The organism is Rhodovulum marinum (genome assembly GCF_004343075.1).
Taxonomy (GTDB): Bacteria; Pseudomonadota; Alphaproteobacteria; order Rhodobacterales; family Rhodobacteraceae; genus Rhodovulum; species Rhodovulum marinum.
Genome location: NZ_SLXP01000001.1, coordinates 298,565 through 319,240, shown reverse-complemented (window position 1 = coordinate 319,240; position 20,676 = coordinate 298,565). Strand labels below are relative to the sequence as shown.

The 20,676-nt window shown below is 70.3% G+C and carries 17 protein-coding genes and 1 riboswitch; of the genes, 2 read left to right on the top strand and 15 right to left on the bottom strand.

What is annotated here, in order from left to right:
* Positions 1-49 precede the first annotated feature (49 nt).
* The 10 genes from EV662_RS01660 to EV662_RS01615 form a co-directional block, all read right to left on the bottom strand.
* On the bottom strand, positions 50-883 hold the full coding sequence (locus tag EV662_RS01660) for an ABC transporter substrate-binding protein (RefSeq protein WP_132460385.1): 834 nt from the start codon (positions 881-883) through the stop codon (positions 50-52).
* Positions 870-2,672, bottom strand: a complete 1,803-nt coding sequence (locus EV662_RS01655) for a TonB-dependent receptor plug domain-containing protein (RefSeq protein WP_132460384.1) — start codon at positions 2,670-2,672, stop codon at positions 870-872. Before EV662_RS01655 ends, EV662_RS01660 begins: the two co-directional genes overlap by 14 nt.
* Positions 2,673-2,816: 144 nt before the next feature.
* Positions 2,817-3,028, bottom strand: a riboswitch (cobalamin riboswitch).
* Between the two features lie 63 nt (positions 3,029-3,091).
* Positions 3,092-3,850 (bottom strand): hypothetical protein, encoded by a 759-nt coding sequence (locus EV662_RS01650; protein WP_132460383.1) that lies wholly within the window; start codon positions 3,848-3,850, stop codon positions 3,092-3,094.
* Between the two features lies 1 nt (position 3,851).
* Positions 3,852-4,271, bottom strand: a complete 420-nt coding sequence (locus tag EV662_RS01645) for a hypothetical protein (protein WP_132460382.1) — start codon at positions 4,269-4,271, stop codon at positions 3,852-3,854.
* Positions 4,272-4,377: 106 nt separating this feature from the next.
* On the bottom strand, positions 4,378-5,334 hold the full coding sequence (locus EV662_RS01640) for a dynamin family protein (RefSeq protein ID WP_132460381.1): 957 nt from the start codon (positions 5,332-5,334) through the stop codon (positions 4,378-4,380).
* Positions 5,335-5,360: 26 nt separating this feature from the next.
* Positions 5,361-7,433, bottom strand: a complete 2,073-nt coding sequence (locus EV662_RS01635) for a dynamin family protein (RefSeq protein WP_132460380.1) — start codon at positions 7,431-7,433, stop codon at positions 5,361-5,363.
* Positions 7,434-7,586: 153 nt separating this feature from the next.
* On the bottom strand, positions 7,587-8,729 hold the full coding sequence (locus EV662_RS01630; RefSeq protein WP_132460379.1) for a hypothetical protein: 1,143 nt from the start codon (positions 8,727-8,729) through the stop codon (positions 7,587-7,589).
* On the bottom strand, positions 8,726-9,682 hold the full coding sequence (locus EV662_RS01625) for a PP2C family protein-serine/threonine phosphatase (RefSeq protein WP_132460378.1): 957 nt from the start codon (positions 9,680-9,682) through the stop codon (positions 8,726-8,728). The genes EV662_RS01630 and EV662_RS01625 overlap by 4 nt, the downstream gene beginning before the upstream one ends.
* Entirely contained in the window at positions 9,666-10,676 is a 1,011-nt protein-coding gene (locus EV662_RS19685) for an FHA domain-containing protein (RefSeq protein ID WP_243695734.1), read from the bottom strand. The genes EV662_RS01625 and EV662_RS19685 overlap by 17 nt, the downstream gene beginning before the upstream one ends.
* A 49-nt stretch (positions 10,677-10,725) precedes the next feature.
* Positions 10,726-12,033, bottom strand: coding sequence for a serine/threonine-protein kinase (locus EV662_RS01615; protein WP_165915486.1), 1,308 nt, complete (start codon positions 12,031-12,033; stop codon positions 10,726-10,728).
* Positions 12,034-12,426: 393 nt separating this feature from the next.
* Between EV662_RS01615 and EV662_RS01610 the strand changes: the two genes are divergently transcribed.
* Together EV662_RS01610 and cls are read left to right on the top strand one after the other, a co-directional pair.
* Positions 12,427-13,167, top strand: a complete 741-nt coding sequence (locus tag EV662_RS01610) for an endonuclease/exonuclease/phosphatase family protein (RefSeq protein ID WP_243695733.1) — start codon at positions 12,427-12,429, stop codon at positions 13,165-13,167.
* 43 nt (positions 13,168-13,210) lie between these two features.
* Positions 13,211-14,632 carry a cardiolipin synthase gene (cls, locus tag EV662_RS01605; RefSeq protein ID WP_207903570.1) on the top strand — a complete coding sequence of 474 codons (1,422 nt, stop codon included), beginning with the start codon at positions 13,211-13,213 and terminating at the stop codon, positions 14,630-14,632.
* 150 nt (positions 14,633-14,782) lie between these two features.
* Here cls and EV662_RS01600 read toward each other — a convergent pair whose 3' ends face one another.
* Genes EV662_RS01600 through EV662_RS01580 form a run of 5 tightly spaced genes read right to left on the bottom strand, consistent with a single transcriptional unit; the run spans position 14,783 to position 20,629 of the window.
* Positions 14,783-16,090 (bottom strand): amidohydrolase family protein, encoded by a 1,308-nt coding sequence (locus tag EV662_RS01600; protein WP_132460375.1) that lies wholly within the window; start codon positions 16,088-16,090, stop codon positions 14,783-14,785.
* 1 nt (position 16,091) lies between these two features.
* Positions 16,092-17,036 (bottom strand): ABC transporter permease, encoded by a 945-nt coding sequence (locus EV662_RS01595; RefSeq protein ID WP_132460374.1) that lies wholly within the window; start codon positions 17,034-17,036, stop codon positions 16,092-16,094.
* Positions 17,036-18,082, bottom strand: coding sequence for an ABC transporter permease (locus tag EV662_RS01590; RefSeq protein ID WP_132460373.1), 1,047 nt, complete (start codon positions 18,080-18,082; stop codon positions 17,036-17,038). The genes EV662_RS01595 and EV662_RS01590 overlap by 1 nt, the downstream gene beginning before the upstream one ends.
* Positions 18,072-19,598 carry an ABC transporter ATP-binding protein gene (locus EV662_RS01585; RefSeq protein WP_132460372.1) on the bottom strand — a complete coding sequence of 509 codons (1,527 nt, stop codon included), beginning with the start codon at positions 19,596-19,598 and terminating at the stop codon, positions 18,072-18,074. Before EV662_RS01585 ends, EV662_RS01590 begins: the two co-directional genes overlap by 11 nt.
* Complete coding sequence (locus tag EV662_RS01580) at positions 19,598-20,629, bottom strand: BMP family protein (RefSeq protein WP_132460371.1); 1,032 nt, start codon at positions 20,627-20,629, stop codon at positions 19,598-19,600. Before EV662_RS01580 ends, EV662_RS01585 begins: the two co-directional genes overlap by 1 nt.
* Between the last annotated feature and the right edge of the window lie 47 nt (positions 20,630-20,676).

Genomic DNA, 20,676 nt, shown 5'->3' with positions numbered 1-20,676 from the left:
GCGGTGCCGTGAGTATTTGGACCAAGAAAAAGACAGGCTGTGCGCATCGTCAGTCGGTCCCGGCAAGGGGGCGGTGGCGCTGGGCCAGGCGTGCGACGGCATCGAGCACGAGCGGCGTGCCGCAGGTCCAGTCGGGGCCGGTGAAGGCGGGGGCGCGGGCCGCCCGGGTGGCGCGCAGCGCGGGATGGGTCAGGATTTCCTCGGCGCGCGAGGTGGCGGGGTAGGGGCGCGACACGACCAGAAGGTCGGGGTCGGCCATCACCAGGTCTTCGAGCGAGAGGCGCCCGCCGCCCCTGCGGCCCAGCCGGGCGGCGAGGTTGTCGAAGCCGGCCTGCGCCATGATATCGTCGGACAGCGTGCCCGCCCCCTGGGTAAAGCCGTTGGGGTGGAAGATCGCGGCCACCGGGCGATCGCCCGTGCTTTGCGCCAGTTCGGCGCGGCGGGCCTGGAAGGCCGCGACCAATGCCTCGGCCCGGGCCTCGCGATCGAGGGCCCGGCCGGCCTGGCGGATCTGCGCGGGGATTTCGTCGAGGCTGCGGGTCAGGTCGAACTGTTCGACCGGGATGCCCAGCCGGCGCAGCATCGACAGCGTGGCGGGGTCGGAAAACCGGCCGGCGAGGACGAGATCGGGGCGCAGGGCGAGGATTTCCTCGGCGCCGCCCCGGTTGGCAGGAAAGGCGCGCGCCGCCTCGGCCATGGCCGAGGAGCGTGGATCGGCGGCAAGGTCGCTGACCGAGACGAGCTGGCCCGGCGCCGCCACCAGCATGGCCAGCTGGTCGGTGCACAGGTTGATCGAGACCACGCGCCGCGGGGCCTCGGCCAGCGCCGCTGCCCCGGCGAATGCCAGGGCAGCGGCCAGGGGTATGAGCCTAGAAACGCGCACGCAGGCCCACGAAGACCGAGCGGCCCGCGCCGTTATAGCCGCGCACCGGTTCGTAGCTTTCGTCGAACAGGTTCTCGACGCGCAGGTAGGCCTCGGTGGTGTCGGTCATCTCGTAGGACATCCCGGCATTCACGAGGGTGTAGTCGGCGATGCCCGACGGCGGGTTGGGGAAGGTGTTGGTATCGCGCCGGTCGGCCACCGCCTGCAGGGTCAGGTCGGCCTTCAGCCGGTCGCTCAGCCCCGCCTCGAGCCCCAGGCTGAGATCGTGGCGCGGCACCCGCAACAGCCGGCCGTCCGGTCCGGTCGCGTCGGTATAGGTGTAGGCGCCGAACACGGCGACGCGGTCGGTCAGCGCATGGCGCCCGGACAGTTCGACCCCCTTGGTGGTCGTCGTGCCGGGCGCCTGGGCATAGGCGCTCAGCGCGAAATCATAGTCGATCAGGTCGTCGATCTCGGAATAGAACAGCGTTGCCTTGGCAAAGCTGTCGGGGCCGTAGCGTTTTTCCAGGCCGATCTCGGCGCTGCGGCTGGTTTCGGGTTCAAGCGTCGCGCTGCCATAGGGGCCGAAACGTTCGTAAAGCGAGGGCGCCCGGTAGCCGGTGCCCAGGACGGCACGCAGGATCAGGTCGTCCTCGATCCGCCAGGCCATCGCCGCACGCCCCGACAGCTGGTTCTCGAAATCGGAATAGCTGTCGTAGCGAAGCGACAGCGCCAGGTCGAGATCGGCGGTCGCGGCGTATTGCAATTCGCCGAAGGCCGCGGCGCTGTCGGCGTCGTAGGTCGTGCCGTCAAGCGTGGCCTTTTCCTCGGTCCAGTCGGCGCCGAAGGCCAGCCCCAGATCCGCGGTCAGGTCGGTTTCGCCGAGATACTCCAGCTTGGTGCGTTCGCCGAGGAACCGCTCGGTAAAGCCGCCCTCGTCGAACCGCTCGGTTTCGGAATAGGACAGCGCCAGTTCGTGGTCGACCGGGCCGGTCGTGAACTGGGCAAAGGTGCGCAGGGCGCGGCGGGTCTGGTCGATCTCGCCGCTGGGATCGACGGTCGAGCGGTCGAATTCCGAGGTGCCGTCGGAATACAGCGCCGAGACCCCCAGCCGGAGGGTTTCGGTCACGTCATAGGCCGCGAAGACCGAAAGCTGGGTCTGGTCGAACCCGTCATCCTCGGTGTCGGTGTTGCGCGCCGACTCGCCGTCGGTCGTGATCCGCGAAAAGGTCAGCGCGACCTCGCCGCGTTCGCCGCGCTGGCCCAGGCTGACCGTCGCCGACCCGCTGCCATGGCTGCCGGCCTCGACGCTGGCCTGCCCCGAGAAGCCCTGCGCATCGGGCCGCCAGGTGGTGATATCGACGACCCCCGCGATGGCGTTCGAGCCGTACAGCGCCGATTGCGCGCCCTTCAGCACCTCGATGCGGTCGGGCAGGCCGGTGGCCAGCGTGCCGAAGTTGAAAGAGGTCTGCGTGCTGGAGGGGTCGGCCATGTCGATCCCGTCGATGCGCACGCCGATATAGCTTCCGCCGAGACCGCGCAGGCGCAAGGTGGCCGAGCCGCCCAGCCCGCCATTCGCGCTGATCGAGACGCCGGGCAAAAGCGACAGCGTCTGCCCGACGCTGCGCCCGCCCGCGGCGATCTCGTCGGCGTTCAGCGTTTCGACCGTGGCGCCGGTGCGGTTGACCTCCAGCGGCACCAGGGTCGCCGAGGCCACGATCTCGTCCAGAAGGAAGCTGTCTTGTGCCTGTGCGGCCAGCGGGGCAAGCGCCACCCAGCCCAGCCCCAGCGCGATTGTTTTCCGACTCATGTCTGTCCCATATCCGTTTTCAGGCCGCCGCCTCGCACGGTCGGCCGGTCGTGGTTGCAAGTCTTTGGAAAGGCGTGCTTTCCGCAGACGGTGAGGCATCACCACTGCGGAGATGTCCGCCGCCCGCGCCACGCCCCGCGGCCGGACTGGGTGATCGTCCTGGCAGGTCTCCTGGCTCGCGGGTCATCGCTTGGCTGGCCTTCCCGGGCATGGGCCCAGTGGCGTGTGCAGCCGCGCTCTCCGCTGACAGTTGCGGGGGCAGCCACGGCATTGGCCCGGGGGCCGCACCGTGTTCCCTTTTCATCACCCGTGCCGCCCGGGGGCGGTGCGGATGAACCAAGACCCCGTTCGCCTAGTCCCCGGGTGGCGGGGTGTCAAGCGGCACCGGGGCCGCGGGGCGAACATCGTCGGGAAACCGGTCAGGCGGGCGCCGCCGCGGGGCTTGGCCGGCGGCACAGCGCCAACAGGGCCGGGCGCGCCGTGGCGGGGGCCAGCACCAGCGCGGCCTCGCCGCGGAACGCGACCCGTGCAAGCAGCAGGCCCCGGGGGTCGGGGGTGCCGATAATCGTGCCGACCGGGCTGGCCGCATCCTCGCCGGTGACGCGGGACAGCCCGGTGGCCGCCGCCGAGAACCCTTCCAGCCGGTCGAGGAGCGCCGCATCGCCGCTGCGCGCCACGATCTCGCCGCCGGCCAGGCGCAGGCCCGCCGCGGCCAGCGCCAGCGCCTCGGTGACCGGGTCGGCCGCGGGCGCGGCGGTCGGGCCGCCCGCCACCGCCTGGGCCAGCGTTTCGACCGAACAGCCGATCCGGGTCGGGTCGATCCGGTCATGCGGCCGGTGCGCATCGATGCCGAGTTCGCGCGCGCGATCGAGAAAGGCGCGGAACGGGCCGTTGAAGGCGGCGATGATCCGCTCGGACGGGTCGCCGTCGTCGTCTTCGTCGGGGCCGGGGGCGGCCGTTTCGCCCACGTGCAACAGCCGCCGCCCCGCGACCAGCAAGACGAAGCGTGCGCCATCCTCGTCGGTCAGCACCATTTCGCGCGGCAGGATCGTTTCCTCGATTTCGGACAGCAGCACGGCGATGATGCCGTCGGTGGCGCCGGTGACGATCTGTTCGGCGTCGTCATCCGCGCCCTTCAGCTTGGCCAGCTTGCTGTTGAGCCTGTCCAGACCGCTCACGTCACTGGCCCCGTTCGGTTGCGACAGCGGCCTCGGCCGTGTCGTCGGGCAGGATCGCACCGATCCCGGCGCGCAGCACGGCCAGGGCGGGTTCGGGATCGGCCGCCGCATCCAGCACGCAACACAGCGCCTCGTCCGGTGCGCCGGGGGCGCGCAGGAACAGTTCGATCCGGCCATTGTGCAGCGCGATCGCCTCGTCCGGCGGGTCGTCGAGGGCCAGCGCCTCGCCCGCGGCCGCGGCGATCGGCCCGGCCAGAAGCCGGGCGGCGCGCAGGCACAGCGCGTCCAGCGCTTCCTGCGGCGGGGCCGGAAGGTCGGAATCGCTGCACAGCACAAGCCGCGCCGACAGGTCCACATAGGCCAGGGACCGGCAGCCTGCCGTCGATTTGCGCAGGGATTGCATTCGCTGAAAAAGCGCCATCTTGCGCGCAGTCTAGTCGATATTTCGGCGCCTTCCACAGGCAAAACGTCCACCTGCGCGTTCTGGCCCCGCAAATCCCGCCCGGGGGCGGCGCCCGCGCGGGGCGTCAGATCCCGTCGAACCCGGCTGCACGATCCCCGCCCGGGCGGGCCGACCGGCCGCGGTTGGGGTTCACCGCGACGCGGCGCGGGCGGACGCCGTCCTCGGCCATGTCGCCGGTGCCGGGCGGGGCGGCGGCCGGCGCGGGCGAGATGTCAGAGGCGCGCGGCAGGACCGGTTCTTCGCCGCCGGGCGCGCCCCGCAGCCCGTTCAACAGCGCGATGAAGGTCTGGCTGAAGGCCTCGGCACCGCTGGCCGTCCACAGGTCCCAGTCGTCGCGGCCCGCGACCGCCTGGGTCAACGAAATCGGGAAGACGGCCGCGAACTGGTCCTCGGCCTCGCGCTTGACGCGCTTGAGAACCCGCGCGCGGTCCTCCTCGGTCACCAGCTTGTCGCAGCGGGTCAGCAGCAGGATGCTGGATTGCGCCAGCCGGTCCGACAGTTCTTCCCAGACCGCGGCCTCGCTCTGGCGCCAGGCCTGGGTGGCGTGGGTGCACCAGATCACCCCGTCGGCCTGCCCGATGACGCCTTCCCAGACGCTTGGATCCATGTTCGGGTCGGAAATGCCGGGCATGTCGATCAGGTCGCACATCGTCAGCAGGTCGGCCTCGACGAACAGCTGTACCAGCCGCGTTTCGGCGGGCGTGACCTCGCACAGCGCGTCGATGTCCAGCGGATGCACCGTGCCGTCCAGGTCCTCGCGCCAGGCTTGGCCGGTGCCGTGGGAAATGCGCACCGGCGGCAGTTGCGTGGCCGTCACCTTCACCGGCAGGGGGCTTTGCCCGATCAGCAGGTTCGACAACGTGGATTTGCCCGCGCTGAACTCGCCCATCAGCGCGATGCAGGGCTTTTTCGCGGCCGGGGCCGGGGTGGGCGCGGGGTCGGGCGCGGGGGCGGGCACCTCGTCCAGGGCCTCAAAACCCTCGTCGAACCGGGGAAAGTCGTCGTGATAGCCTTCGGTCATCGTCTTCAGCCTCCGGTAACCCTGGGTCAGGCCGCTTGTTGGCGCATCGTGGCGACCACGCCCTCGATCTGGCGCAGCCGTTCGGCGCGCGCCTGATAGCCCAGCGCGGCGCCCAGGTCGTCGGGTGTGGGCGCGGCCTTTTCGGCCAGCGCGGTCACGATCTCGCGCTGCTCCTCCAGGAAGGTGGCCAGCGTGCGCATCAGGTCGGTGCGGATCGCCTCGGCATGGTCGTGGGACAGCTCGTCCAGGATCGGCGCGGTCTCGGCGCTGATCATCTTGTAGAACTCGCTGGCGAAGCTGCGATAGCCCTTGCGGCGCAGCCACCAGCGCCGCCACCAGGTGCCCTTGACGTCCAGCGCGATGGTCTGGGCGATGGCGACCGGCGGGTTCAGCCGCGGCGGTTCGGGCGGCTCGATCGCCAGCGTCTGGTCCAGCCCGAAGGCGGCCCGATAGGTGGCCGACACCTCGGCCGCGGCGGTTTCCAGGATCGCCCTGGCATCGTCCTGGATGCGCTTGCCGAAGACCTGGCAGGCCGAGCGCAACAGCAGGCGCAGCCCGGTCGGTTCATAGGACCAGACCGTGCCCTCGCCGTATTTTTCCAGGTGCTCGATCAGCGCCGCGGTGGCGCGGTCCAGGAAATTGTGATGCGACCGGTCCAGGCGCACGCAGAACGCCTGGCGCTGGGCGTCATAGGCGGTTTCCAGCGCCAGCGTCGCGCGCGCCTCGATCGCGTCCAGCTCGCGGGCCAGGCGCGGGATATCCAGATGCACCGCCTGCCCGTCCGCGACCGCCAGCCCGATCGACCGCTGCGCCGCCGTCACGCCGCGGGCCAGGTTGCCGACGCTGCGCGCGATCCGGTCGATCGCCTCGCCGCCGATGCCCTCGGCGACGCGTTCGCCCAGCGCGCGGTAAAGCGCGGGAATACCCGAGGCCGTCCAGACATCTTCCGGCGTCGCCGCCGCGGCGCCACCGTCCAGCCCGTCATGCCGGGCCAGCGCGTCCAGCGCGGCGCGGCTGTCCTCGGACATCTGCGCCAGCGTGCCCTGCAACGCATGCTGGCCCCAGACCGCGCTGCCGAACAGGATCGGCGCCTCGGCCGGGCCCTCGTGTTTCCGAAGCGTGGCGCGGATCGACTCGCGGATCTCGGCGACCTGCGCCGCGGGGTCGGACAGCTCGTCGATGCGGTTGACGAAGATCACCACCTCGCGCGCCTTGACCGCCGAGATCAGCCGGATCAACGCCATGTCCACCGTCGACAGCGCCTGGTGCGCCGACAGCACCAGCACGCACAGCCGGCTGTCGCGGATCGCGCCGATGGTGATCTGTTCGCGCATCAGGAAGGTGTCGTTGACGCCCGGCGTGTCGCGCAGGCACAGCTTGAACGGCACGTTGGCATGATCGACCATCAGGTCGGCGGATTTCGTGATGTCTGCGAAACGCCCGCGCATGTCGAAGGGTTCGCCCTCGTCATCCTCGAAATCGTCGCCGAGGCAGACATAGCGTTCCACCATGGCCTCGTCGAAGGTGCCGTAGCGGTGTTCCTGGCCCAGCAGCAACTCGAACCGGCGGCCCAGCCGGCCCTTGGATTTCTCGCGCATCCGCTCGACCTGGCGGCGCACCTTTTCCAGCTCCTCCTCGGCGCCGGCGCGGCTGGCGAGTTCCCCCATGCGGCCGCCCTTTTCGACCAGCCGGTCCCATTCCTGCGGGTCGAAAAAGCGGAAATTGGCCCCCGCCGCCGCGGTCGCCCAGGACGGCGAAAGGTGGATCGAGGTGACCACCGAGGTCCAGGGGTTCACGTCCGCGGGCAACAGCCCCGGCCAGCCCGCCATCGCGTTGATCAGGGATGTCTTGCCCGCCTTGACCTGGCCGATGAAGGTGATCGAGGGTTCGACCTGGTCCAGTTGCGCGGACAGGCGCGCGGCCCCCTTGACCACGGTCGCGTCGCCCAGTTCCGTCAGGTCGGCAAGCGCCCGGCGCATCTGGTCCATCCGGTTCACGAATCCCGCGAACCCATCCATGCCCAGGCTCATCAGCCCGGGGTTCTCGGTCCGGGGACGGGCCGCCTCTACGGCGGTGGCTGCGCGATCGTCCAAGGTCACGGTGCGACATCCCTTTTGGTTCTGTGGAACCCGGCCGCTTCGGACCGGTGCCGGCCGCGTCCGCCAGATTTGTCGCGGCCTTCGAAACAATTATTCCCCTGACTATGTCCTGAGCGTGGCGGACTCATGGCGTTCCCTGGGCGGCGGGGTCGGTCAGGCGGCAAGCCGCGTCTCGAAACCGCGGCGCAGCTGCAACAACAGGGTGACGGCATCGGCGGCGGCGTTCTCGTCATCCTCCAGCGTCAGCAAGACCATGGTCTCGTTGGCTTCCATCACGTCCTCGGACAGGTCGTCCGAAACCCCGGGCGCCCCGGTCACCATCTCGTCCAGCGCCTCGGCCGTGCGTGCGCACAGCCCCAGCAGGGCCGAGATCTCGGCCGGGTCGTCGGGGCCGATCTCGTCGGGGAAATCGTCGCGCAGATCGTCCAGCAGGCGCAGCGCCCTGGCCGAGATCTCGGTGTCGCGGCAGGCCGGCCGGGGCGCGGGGGGCGCGGCGGCGGCCATCGGCGCGGGGGCGGCGGGCGGGACTGGCATGGCCGGGGCGCTGTCGGCGAAGACCGGCGCGGGCGGGGGCGACCCCGCCGCGGCAAGCGCGCCGCCATAGCGCCGCACGAACAGCTGCGCCGCGTCCAGGTCGGCGCTTCGGCCCTGTTCGATCATCCGGCCCAGCGCCTCGAACAGCGCGCCCGCCCCGCTGCGCCCGTGCAGCGCGGGGTCGGTGATGCGCGCGCCGTCGCGCGCGGCCATGGCCTGGCGCGTCGCGATGGGGAGAAGGCTGTGGAACTCGGTCTCGACCACCTCGCAAAGATCGTCCAGCCGGTCCTGCAGCACGCCCAGCCGCAGCAACTCGTCGGCCTTGGTCAGCACGAGGAACGCGTGGTCCTTCAGGTTGTCGGGCACCCGCGCCCAGACCTGCGCCTCGTCATGGGTAAAGCCCTGGGTGCACCACAGGATGATATCGGGCGAGGTCACCTCGAGGCCGACCGCGCCGCAGATTCCGCTGCCGGGTGCGGGCAGGGCGTATTCGATCACGACGAGGTTGCGGAACACCAGCGACGGGGTTTCGGGCGCATCGCCGGACGGCCCCGGGGCGGCAGGGCGCGGCGGGCAGCCGGCCAACAGGCCCGCCAGGTGCGTCTTGCCGCTGCCGGCGGGGCCGGCCACGACCAGACGCACCGGCGCCCGCAGCCGTTCGAGCAGGCGTTGGCCATCGGCGCGGGCCTTGTCGGGCAGGTGGGCGGCGCCCAGCACCCGGTGAAGCTGCGCAAGCGTGTCCCGTTCCAGGATTGCGTTCATTGTGCTCGTTTCCCAAGGTTGAACAGGGCCCGGATCGGCAGGGGGATCGCCCAGCGCCGCGCCCCGGCGCGCTGCCTCGCGGCGGCCAGGTCCGGGCGCGGGCGCGGGCGGTCCGCCGGGGCGGGCTGGGCCGGGCGGCGCGGCTGGACGCCGGGGGTCCAGCCGCGGGCCACCACGCGGATCACGGTGAAACAGACATTGTCCTGTTCGGGATCGCCCAGCGCCTCCAGTTCGGAAAACAGCGCGTTGGCGATCTCGGCGCTGGTGCGGCGGCGATATTCGGACAGGATCGCGCGGATCCGGTCGCGCGCGATGAAGGTCAGCCCGTCGCTGGCGGCGACGATGATGTCGCCCACCGCCAGGTCGACCGGCCGGTCGGGACAGTCGATCTGGCCGATCTCGGCCCCGGTCAGCGCCGAGGTCAGGCAGTTGCGGTCGGGATGGGTGCGCGCCTCTTCGGCCGATAACAGCCCCATCCGCACCATCCCGTCGATCTGCGGGGCAAGCGAATGATCCTCGTTGATCTGGTGCAGCTGGCCGTCGCGGAACAGGAACAGCGGCGAATCCCCGACCGAGACCCAGAACAGCCGGTCGCGCGCCACGGCCAGCGCCACCAGCGTGGTGCCCATCCCGCCGGTTTCGGCATGGCTGCGGACATGGTCGGCGATGCAGCCATTCGCCTCGCGCGCGGCGGCGCGCAGGATGCCGGGTGCATGGCGCGCGAACCGGTCGGGATCGTCGCTTTGCAGCTTCAGCTCGCTGAACACCTCGGTGACGACGATGCGGCTGGCCACGTCGCCGGCGGCATGCCCGCCCATGCCGTCGCCCAGCACCGCAAGGCCGATCTCGCCGCCGATGGTGAAATCGGCGATGATCGCGTCCTCCTGGTGCTCGCGCCGGCCCTGGCCGATGCCGGTCGCGGCGTCCAGGCGCAGATCAGCGCCCGTCGGCATCGGGCCGATCCGCCGACCAGGTGAAATCGGGGCCGCAGAAGGCGACGAAGTGCAGGGTCGTTTCGCCGATGCGGATCCTGTCGTCGTTCGAAAGCTCTTCGGTGCTCAGCAGGGGCTGGCCGTTCAGCCGCACGATGTTCACCTTGCCGCCCGAGCCGAGGAAGAACTTGCCCTGCTCGTCGTCAAAGGCCAGCAGCGCATGGCCCGAGCGCGAAATGGACGTGTCGCCGAAATCCAGCCGCACGGTCTGGTCCGCGCCGCGGCCGATCTGGGACACCCCGTTGAACAGGGTGAAATGCGCACCACGCCCGGGGCCCTCGACCACCACCAGCCAGCCGACCGGGAAATCGGGGCGGGACGGTTCGGCCGGCATCGCGGGCTCGTCGCGGGCAAAGGGATCGGCCGCCGCGTCGGCCGGCTGGCCGAACCCCAGAAGACGGGTCTTGGCGCGGCCCGCGCGGGCGCCAGACCGGCCGGCCGCGGGCGGCGGCGCCTCGAAGGCCGAAAGATCGGCGGGTTCGGGGTCGGGCGCGGCGGCCATGGCCGGCGCGGCAGAGGGCGCGGCAGGGGGCGCAGCGGGGTCCGCGTCGGGGCGATAGCCGTTGAGCAGCGCCGTGCGGCGGTCTGCGGCCTCGGCGGCGCCGAGGCGCTGCGGCCGCGCGGCGGGTGCCGCCTCGCCGGGGAACAGGACCGGGCGCGCGGCCGCCTCGGCGGTCTCCGCGTCGGACGGAAACGCGGTGCCCCGCGTTGCCCAGAAGGTCCGGTCGTGGCCGTGGTCCATGTCGTCCTCCATCTCCGGGGCGTCGTCGAAGCCGTCTTCGAAGGCCATGTCGAACTCTTCCACCCGGTCGCCCGGGTCCGCGGGCGCGTGGGCGGGGTCCGCGGCGGGCATGGGCGCGGCGGCGGCCCTGCGCGACGGCGGAAACGGTTCGACATAGTCGTTGAATGCGTCGCCGGCGGGCTTGTCACCGGTCTTGCGTCTCAGGAACTTCATGCCTCTGTCTTCCGTGCTGGACCCTGCTGCGGGGGGGCGGTGGATTTCGTTACGTGCGCGCGATGAAACGCCGGGCGAGCCCGGCGAACAGCCCGCCCCGGCCGGGCCGCGGCCGGCGCTGGCGCAGGCGCGGCCGGCGCGGGCAAATCGTTTCCTCGTCCGGGGGGGAGGGTTGCGGGGCGGCCTCGGCGGGTGGGGGGGGCTCCGCCGCCGAAAGGTCGTCCTCGTCGTCGTCATAAAGCGAGCGCCAGGCAAAGGCGGGCTTGCGCTCGGGCGGTTTCGGGGGCTCGGGCGGCCGGGCGCGGGCCTCCTGCTTGGAGCGCTGGCGCGCCTCCATCACGGCGCGGTTGGTCTCCTCGACCAGGCGCGCGATCGACATCCGCGTGTCGTCGTCGATCGGCAGCACCTCGCCCATCGCGGCCTCGCGCGGGCCGGTTTCGATCATCGCCAGCCAGTCATGGGCCGATTGCGGCCGTTCCCGCGGCACGACGTTCAGCGCCGTGTCGATTGCCGCCAGGAACGCGGGGTCATAGCCCGGGACCCGTCCCTGAAGCGGCTGACAGGGGTCTGGTTCGTTCGCGGCCAGCGCGGCCATGCGCTGCTGGCTGTTGGGCGGCGCCGCGCCGGTGATCAGGTGATGGAAGGTCGCCGCCAGCGCATACAGGTCGCTGGGCGGCCCCTGCTTGATTCCGGCGACATAGAATTCCTGGGGCGAATAGCCGTCCTTGACCACCTGCAGCCGCGACAGGACGCGGCTGTTGCGGGTGGCCCGTTCGCGCGCCGCGCCGAAATCGATCAGCACCGGGTTGCCGTCCAGCCCGATGATGATGTTGTCGGGCGAGATGTCGCGATGCAGCAGGCTTTGATCATGGATGAAGGCCACCGCGTCCAGCACCTTGACCAGCATGTCGCGGATCGCGGCGGGCGACGGTGTCTCGCGCGGGTCCTCGATGATCTCGAGCAGCGTCTTGCCCTGGATATAGTCCAGCGCCATGTAGGCGGTGGTGTTGTCGGAAAACACCTGGTGGACGCCCACGATGCCGGGATGGCTCAGCCGTGCCAGCCGGTGCGCCTCGTCGATGAAAAGCTGGACGATCGAGTGGAATTCCTGGCTGTAGCTGCGTGAACGGGCATGCACGTCCTGCCCGGTGCGCAGGCAAAGCGATTCGGGAAAGCATTCCTTGATGACCACGGTCCGGTCCAGGCTGTCCCGGGCCAGGTAGGTCAGGCCGAATCCGCCGGCATTCAGGAACCGTTCGATCCGGTACTGGCCATGCAAAAGCTCGGTGCCGGGCTGCAACTCCTCCACGGGGCCGTCGGCCGGCAGGTGATTCTTTATGTCGGGCGCTGCGTTCATCTTGGCGATCTGGTTGCGCGATTGAGCGGTGGCCCGGCGGGGAGGCCGGACGCACCTGACATCCACGGATACAGGTCCGACTGTTCCCGATAAGCTGGACCAAAAAATGGCCCCCACGGCGCCGATTGCGGCGAAAACGCGGCACGGCGCCGGGATTGCGGGGTTCGGCTGCGGTCAAAGACCCCGGAATCGCCCGAAGGGTGCGGTTTTGGCAACGCGGACCGGGCACTGGCGGGACGAGTTCTTCGAAAATCCGACGCATTTTCCCCGCGCCCTGCGGCCTGCCCGCAGATGCGCGGGGACCCTCTGGCGGTTGTTCCGCGCGCCTTGCGTTCCTATCTGCCCCGAAACCGCGCCGTGCGGCGCCCGTTTCCGACCGGAGGTCCGACGCCCGTGTCCACCCGCCCGCCCGCAAGTGCCGCCCCCCTTGTCCCGGGGCGCCCCGTCCGGCTGGCCAGCTACAACATCCGCAAGGCGGTCGGGCTGGACTGGAAACGCGACGCGGGCCGCACGCTGGACGTCATAAACGAGATCGGCGCCGACGCGGTCGTCCTGCAAGAGGCCGACAAGCGCCTGGGTGCGCGGCCTGCCGCGCTGCCGCGCGAGATGATCGCGCGCGAAACCGATTTCACCGTGGCCGACCTGGCGCCCAACGCGGTCAGCCTGGGCTGGCACGGCAACGCGGTGCTGGTGCGCCGGGGGCTGGCGGTCACCGCCGCCGAACGGCTGGCCCTGCCCGGTCTGGAACCCCGCGGCGCGGTGCTGGTGCGCCTGGGCGAGGGGCCGGGCGCGATCACCGTGGTGGGCGTTCACCTGGCCCTGATGCGGCGCTGGCGGTTGCGCCAGTTGCACACGATCCGCGCGCGGTTCTGCGAAACCGAAAGCGCGCGCACCGTGATCCTGGGCGACTTCAACGAATGGTCCGAAACCCGCGGCTTCGAGCCGCTGGCCGACCGCTTCCGCGTGGTGGCGCCGGGCAAGACCTTCCATGCCAGCCGCCCGCGCGCCGGGCTCGACCGCATCGCCCATGGCCACGGGCTGGCGCTGGGCGCGGCGGGGGTGCACGAGACGCCGCGCGCCCGCGCCGCCTCCGACCACCTGCCGATCTGGGCGGACATGGCCCCCGCCGCCTGATCCCGCGCTTGCCTTTCGGCCGGGCAGGGCACAGCATCGGGGCATGCTTCAGGTCGTGCTTCCCGCGCTGCTGCTGGCGTTTCAGGCCGCGACGGTCTGGGCGGTGTTCCGGGCGATCCGCAATGCGCGCACACCGCAGGGCGCGGTCGGCTGGGTGGTGTTCCTGGTCGCCGCCCCCTATGTCGCGCTGCCGATCTTCCTGTTCCTCGGCCACTCGCGCCTGCCGGGCTATGTCACCGCCCGGCGTTCGGCGCGCAGTTCGATCGCCACGCTGCCCGATTTCGACCCGGCCCGGCGCGCCGAGGGGGCGGGCCTGCCGCCGCGCCTGCGCCGCTCGCTTTCGGGGTTCGAGCGGATCGCGGGGATGCCGGCGGTCTCGGGCAACACCGCGCGCCTGCTGCTGGACGGCCCCCGGACCTTCGCCGCCATCTTCGAGGCGATCGAACGGGCCGAGTCCTACGTCCTGGTGCAGACCTACATCCTGCGCGACGACGACACCGGCCGTGCCCTGCAACGCCGCCTGATCGAACGCGCGCAGGCGGGCTGCACCGTGCGCCTGCTCTACGACGCCATCGGCAGCCACAAGCTGCCCGAGGCCTACCTGTCCGAGCTGCGCGCGGCGGGCGTGGTCGTCGCCGATTTCCACTCGCTGCGCAAGCCGCACAGCCGCTTCCAGGTGAATTTCCGCAACCACCGCAAGATCGTCATCGTCGACGGCACCGCGGGTTTCCTGGGGGGCCACAACGTGGGCGACGAATACATGGGGCGCGACGCGCGCATCGGGCGCTGGCGCGATACCCATCTGCGGCTCTTGGGGCCGGTGGTGGCGCAGTTGCAACTGATCTTCGTCGAGGACTGGTTCTGGGCCACCGCGGAACGGCTGAACCTCGCCTGGGACCCCGACCCCGCGCCGGGCAACCTGGACGCGCTGATCGTGGCGCCGGGGCCGGCGGACGTGCTGGAAACCGGCAGCCTCTATTTCTGCAACGCGATCCACGCCGCGCAGGACCGCATCTGGATCGCCTCGCCCTATTTCGTCCCCGATACCGACATCCTGACCGCGCTGTCGCTGGCCGCGCTGCGCGGCGTGGACGTGCGCATCCTGATGGCCGACAGGCGCGACCACCTCTGGGTCTGGCTCGCCGCCTTCGCCTATTTCGACGAGATGCTGAACGCGGGCGTGCAGATATTCCGCTATACCGACGGGTTCATGCACCAGAAGGCCCTGGTGGTGGACGAGGCCTTCGCCTCGATCGGCACGGTGAATCTCGACAACCGCTCCTGCCGGCTGAATTTCGAGGCCACCGCGCTGGTCTTCGACGCCGATTTCGCCCGCGCCGTGGCGGCGATGCTCGAGGCGGATTTCGCGCAAGGCTACGCCTACACGACGCGGCTGGCCGACACGCGCGGCCCGCTGCGCCGGAACGGGGCGCGCGTGGCCCGCCTGATGGCCCCGATCCTCTAGGCGGCGTGCCGCCCTTCGCACAGGCCGGGTCAACGGCCCGCCGCCCCTTCTTCCCGCCGCCCCTTCTTCTGGCCGAAAATATCCGGGGGGTCTGGGGGGCAACGCCCCCCAGCCGGTCGCCTTGGCGCAGCCAAGGCGAAACCCGCAAGGTCAACCGCGGCCCGTTCCTTCCGGGGCCCCCGCCCGGTGCCGCCGCCGCACCCGCGCGGGCCGCCCCTCCAGCGTCAGGCGGCTGTCGTTCCGCGCCGTCTCGGCCACCACCCGGCCCCTGGCGATCACCGCCAGCCGGTCGGGGCGCAGCCGGATCGCCTCCACCGGGTCGCCCGCGTCCAGCACCACCAGAGACGCCATCGCGCCCTCGTGCAGGCCGTAATCGTCCAGGTGCAGGATCTTGGCGTTCTCCACCGTCACCATGTCGAAACAGCGCCGCATCTCGTCGGGCGCGGTCATCTGCGCGACATGCAGCCCCATGAACGCCACGTCCAGCATGTCGGCGGTGCCAAGGCTGTACCACGGGTCGCGCACGCAATCCTGCCCCCAGCCGACGCGGATGCCATGGGCCTGCATCTCCTTCACGCGTGTCAGGCCGCGCCGCTTCGGATAGGTATCGTGCCTCCCCTGCAACACGATGTTGATCAGCGGGTTCGGGATCGCCGCCAGTTCCGCCTCGGCCATCAGCGGCAGCAGTTTCGAGACATAGTAATTGTCCATCGAATGCATCGAGGTCAGGTGGCTGCCCGCCACCCGCCCCTGAAGCCCCAGCCGCCGGGTTTCATGGGCCAGCGTCTCGACATGACGCGACAGCGGGTCGTCGGTCTCGTCGCAATGCATGTCGACCAGCAGGCCGCGCTCCGCCGCGATCTCGCACAGCGCCCGGACGGAGTCGCGCCCCGCCTCCATCGTGCGTTCGAAATGCGGGATGCCGCCCACCACGTCCACGCCCATGTCCAGCGCGCGCAGCGTGTTGTCCCGCGCCGTCGGGTCGCGAAAGAACCCGTCCTGCGGGAAGGCCACCAGTTGCAGGTCGAGATAGGGTTTGACCCGCTCGCGCACCTCCAGCAGCGCCTGAACCCCCTTCAGGCTGTCATCGCAGGTATCGACATGGCTGCGGATCGCCAGAAGGCCCATGCTCACCGCCCAGTCGCAATAGGCCAGCGCGCGGTCCACCATCTCGTCCACCGTGGCCTGCGCCTTCAACTCGCCCCACAGCGCGATGCCCTCCAAGAGCGTGCCCGAGGCGTTGATCCGCGGCGTGCCATAGGACAGCGTCGCGTCCAGGTGGAAATGCGGGTCGACGAAGGGCGGGCTGACCAGATCGCCCGTGGCGTCGATCAGGCGCCCCGCCGTCGACCCGGCCAGGTCGCCCACCGCGGCGATCCGGTCGCCCCGCGTCCCGATATCGGCCACCCGCCCGTCGGGCAATGTGCCGCCCGTCACGAGGATATCGAACTCGGCCATCTCAACGCTCTCCGCGGTTATAGGGCACCATCAGGGCCGCCGGCACCTCGGCCCGGCGCGACATCGCGACCAGCGCCAGGATCGACAGGACGTAAGGCACCATCAGGAATACCTGGTAGGGGATGTCCGCGCCCAGCGGCGTCTGCTGCATGCGGATCTGCAGCGCGTCGAACCCCGCGAACAACAGCGCCCCCAACAGCGCCTTGCCCGGCATCCACGCCCCGAACACCACCAGCGCGATGCAGATCCAGCCCCGCCCGTTGACCATCTCGAAGAAAAAGGACGAAAACGCCGACATGGTCAGGAAGGCGCCCCCCACCGCCATCATCCCCGAGCCGACCATCACCGCCCCCATGCGGATCGCCGTGACCGACAGCCCCTGCGCCTCGACCGCCGAGGGGTTTTCCCCCGCCGCCCGCAGCGCCAACCCCAGCGGCGTCCGGTACAGCACCAGCGCCACGATCAGGACCGTCGCAAAGGCCAGATAGGTCAGCGCGGTCTGCGAAAACAGCGCCTCGCCGAGAAAGGGGATATCCGACAGCACGGGGATATCCAGCGGCTGGAACGGCTCGATCCGCGGCGGGCTTGTCACCTCCGGCAGGGCGAGGCGATAGGCGTAATAGGCCGAAGACGTCGCCAGCAGCGTCACCCCCAGCCCCACCACATGCTGCGACAGCCCGAAGGGCACCGTCAGCGTGGCATGGGCCAGCCCGAACAGCGCCCCGCTCGCAAAGGCCACCAGCACCCCGGGCCACAGCCCCAGCCCCGCGTAAACCGCCATCCAGCCCGCGAAGGCGCCGAAGACCATGATCCCCTCGATGCCAAGGTTCAGCACGCCCGCGCGTTCGCAGATCAACTCCCCCATCGTGGCAAAGATCAGCGGCGAGGCGATGCGCAGCACCGCGGCCCAGAAACTGGCCGAGACGAGGATATCGAAAATCTCCATCAGCCCCTCACCACGCGGAACCGGGTCAGCAGGATCGCCAGCACCATGAACAACAGCGCCGTGGCGACCGAGATATCGGCGATATAGGTGGGCACCTCGGCCGCGCGGCTCATGGAATCGGCGCCCACGAAGATGCCCGCCACGAACAGCGCCGAGACGACGACGCCCAGGGGGTGCAACAGCGCCAGCATCGCCACCACGATGCCCGTGTAGCCAAAGCCGGGCGACAGATCGAGCGTCAGGTTGCCCTTCAGCCCGGCCACCTCGGAAAAGCCCGCAAGCGCGGCCAGCCCCCCCGACAGAAGCGCGGTCTTGACCATCACCCGCCCCACCGGGATGCCCGCGAACCGCGCGGCCTGCGGGTTCTGCCCGACCGCGCGGATTTCATAGCCCAGCGTGGTTTTCACCTGGATCACCCAGACCACCACCGCCGAGATCAGCGCCAGGCCAAAGCCCCAATGCAGGCGCAGACCGTCGACGATGCGGGGCAGGCGGGCGTCCCGCGGGATCGCCTCGGATTTCGGCCAGCCCATGCCCATCGGGTCCTTCAGCGGGCCTTCCAGCAGCATCGAGATGAACAGCAGCATGATGAAATTGAACAGAAGCGTGGTCACCACCTCGTCCACGCCGAGCCGGACCTTGAGCAGCACCGGCCCCAGCAGCACCAGCGCGCCCGCCAGCACCGCGGCAATCGCCATCGCGGGGATCGCGACCGGCCCGGGCAGGCCCATCTGCGTGCCGATCAGCACCGTCATCAGGGCGCCCGCGTAAAGCTGCGCCTCGGCGCCGATGTTCCACAGCTTGGCGCGAAAGGCGACGGCCACCGCCAGCCCGGTAAAGATCAGCGGCGTCGCGCGGTTCAGCGTCTCCAGCGCCGCGAATTTCGACCCCGCCGCGCCCTTGACGATCAGCCCCAGCGTGGCGAACGGGTTCGCCCCCGCCAGCATCGCCAGCGCCGAGGCCACGACCACCGTCGCCGCGATGGCCAGCGCCGGCAGGCCCAGCGTCCGGGCCAGCCCCGGGGCGGCAACGGGTTCAAGCCGCATCGGCGAACCCCTGTCCGGCCATCCATTGCCCCAGCTCCGCGGGCGTTTTCGACCCCCGCGGGAATTCCGGCGACAGGCGGCCCTCGCTCATCACGTGGATCACGTCCGACAGCGCGCGGATCTCGTCGAGATCCTCGGAAATCAGCAACACCGCCGCGCCCGCATCCCGCGCCGCGATCAGGCACTCCTGCACATAGGTCAGTGCGCCGATATCCAGGCCCCGCACGGGCTGGTTGGCCAGGATGATCTTTGGCCCCGCCTCCAGCGCGCGGCCCAGGATCAGTTTCTGCATGTTGCCCCCCGACAGCAGGCGAATGCGCGCCTCGGGCCCCGGGCAGCGCACGTCGTATTTTTCAATGATGTCCTCGGCATGGGCGCGGGCGCGGGTCCAGTCCATCCAGCCCGCGCGGCTGAACGGCGGGCGCGCATAGCCTTCCAGCACCGCGTTCTCGGTCAGGGTGAAATCGGCGATCGACCCGGTGGCGTGCCGGTCCTCGGGGATCCGGCCGACCCCCGCGGCCAGCGCCGCCCGCGGGGACCATCGGGCGACGGTTTGCCCCGCCACGCGCAATTCCCCGCTGTCCGGCGCGATCAGGCCGGAAACAAGGTCGGCCAGCGCCCCCTGCCCGTTGCCCGACACCCCCGCCAGCCCGGTGATCTGCCCGGCCTTCAGCGACAGGGTCACGCGGCGCAGCCCCGTCCGGTTGCCCTCGGGCGGGGTGGACACGTCACGCAGCTCCATCAGCGCCGTGCCCGCCCGGCCCAGCGGCGGGTGGGGCAGGGCGACCTCGGCGCCGACCATCATCTCGGCGATCCGGTGGCGGTCGGTCTGGTCCGTCGCGACCTCGCCCACCACGCGCCCGTGGCGCAGCACGATCACCCGGTCGCTGACCGCCGTCACCTCGTGCAGCTTGTGCGAGATGAAGATGATCGACAGCCCCTGCGCCACCGCCTTTTTCAGCGTCTCGAACAGCGCGTCGCTTTCCTGTGGCGTCAGCACCGCGGTCGGTTCGTCCAGGATCAGGATGCGCGCGTCGCGATACAGCGCCTTGAGGATCTCCACCCGCTGACGCTCGCCCACCGACAGCGTCTTGACCTTGGCATCGGGGTGGACCGCCAGCCCGAAATCGCGCGACAGCTGTTCCACCCGCGCCCGCGCCGCACCCCGCCCGAGGCCCATCCCGAATAGGGGCCGCGTGCCCAAAAGGATGTTCTCCAGCACCGTCATGTTGCCGGCCAGGGTGAAATGCTGGTGCACCATGCCCACCCCCGCGGCCAGCGCCGCGCCGGGTGCCCCAGGCGGCAGGGGCTGGCCGAACACCTCGACCGTGCCGGAATCGGCGGTGTAATGGCCGAACAGGATGTTCATCAGCGTCGTCTTGCCCGCGCCGTTTTCCCCAAGCAGGGCAAGGACTTCGCCCCTGTGCAGGGCGAAGCCGATATCGTCGTTCGCGGTAAGTTTCCCGAACCTCTTGGTGATCCCCTCAAGGCGCAGGACGACCTCGCGCGCCCCCATCAGGAGGATTTGGGTTCTTCGTCGTTGATCTCGACGGTGAAGCTGCCCGCCTTGATCGCGGCCTCTTTCTCGGCCACCAGGTCCAGCGCCGCTTGCGGTACCTTGCCCGCAAAGGTGCCCAGGGGCGCCAGCGAACAGCCGCCTTCCTTCATGAAGGAATAGACGCCGTAATTGTCGGCCTCGAAGCTGCCGTCCGCCACCCGGGCCAGCGCCGCCTGAAGCGTCGGTTCGAAATGCCAGATCGCCGAGGCGACCACCGTGTCGGGATAGTCGGCCTGCGTGTCGATCACGTTGCCGATCGCCAGCACACCCCGTTCCTGCGCCGCGTCCGACACGCCGAACCGTTCCGCGTACAACAGGTCGGCGCCGTTCTCGATCATGGCGAATGCGGTCTCCTTGGCCTTGGGCGGGTCGAACCACGACCCGATGAAGCTGACCTGGAAGGTCGCGTCGGGCCGCGTCTCGCGCACGCCGGCCATGAAGGCATGCATCAGCCGGTTGACCTCGGGGATCGGGAACCCGCCGACCATGCCGATATTGCCCGTCTGGGTCATCGCGCCCGCGATGATCCCCGAAAGATAGCTCGCGTCCTGGATATAGTTGTCGAACACGGCAAGGTTCGGATAGGCCGGGTCGGGCATGAAGGACGAGCCCAGCAGGAACGCGGTTTCGGGATAGTCCAGCACCACCTCGCGCGCTTCCTGTTCGACCCCGAAGATCTCGCCGATGATCAGCTTCACGCCGCTTTCGGCATATTCGCGCATCACGCGCGGGTAATCGGTGTTCGAGGTGTTCTCGCTGAAGGTATAGGTGATCTGCCCCGCCTCGCGCGCGGCCTCGGCGGCGATGTGGATGCGGCTGACCCATTGCTGTTCGACCGGCACGGTATAGATGCCCGCGACGGAAATCTGCTCCTGCGCGAACAGGCGCCCGGGCCCAAGGCCCAGCCCCGCCGCGGCGGCGGCCCCCGCCGAGCCCAGCAACAGCCTGCGGCGCGCGATGTCGAGCGTGTCGGTTTTCCTGGCAGCCATGTGGATTACCCCCTGATTTTCCCGGACTCTGCTGTGCCCGATCAAGG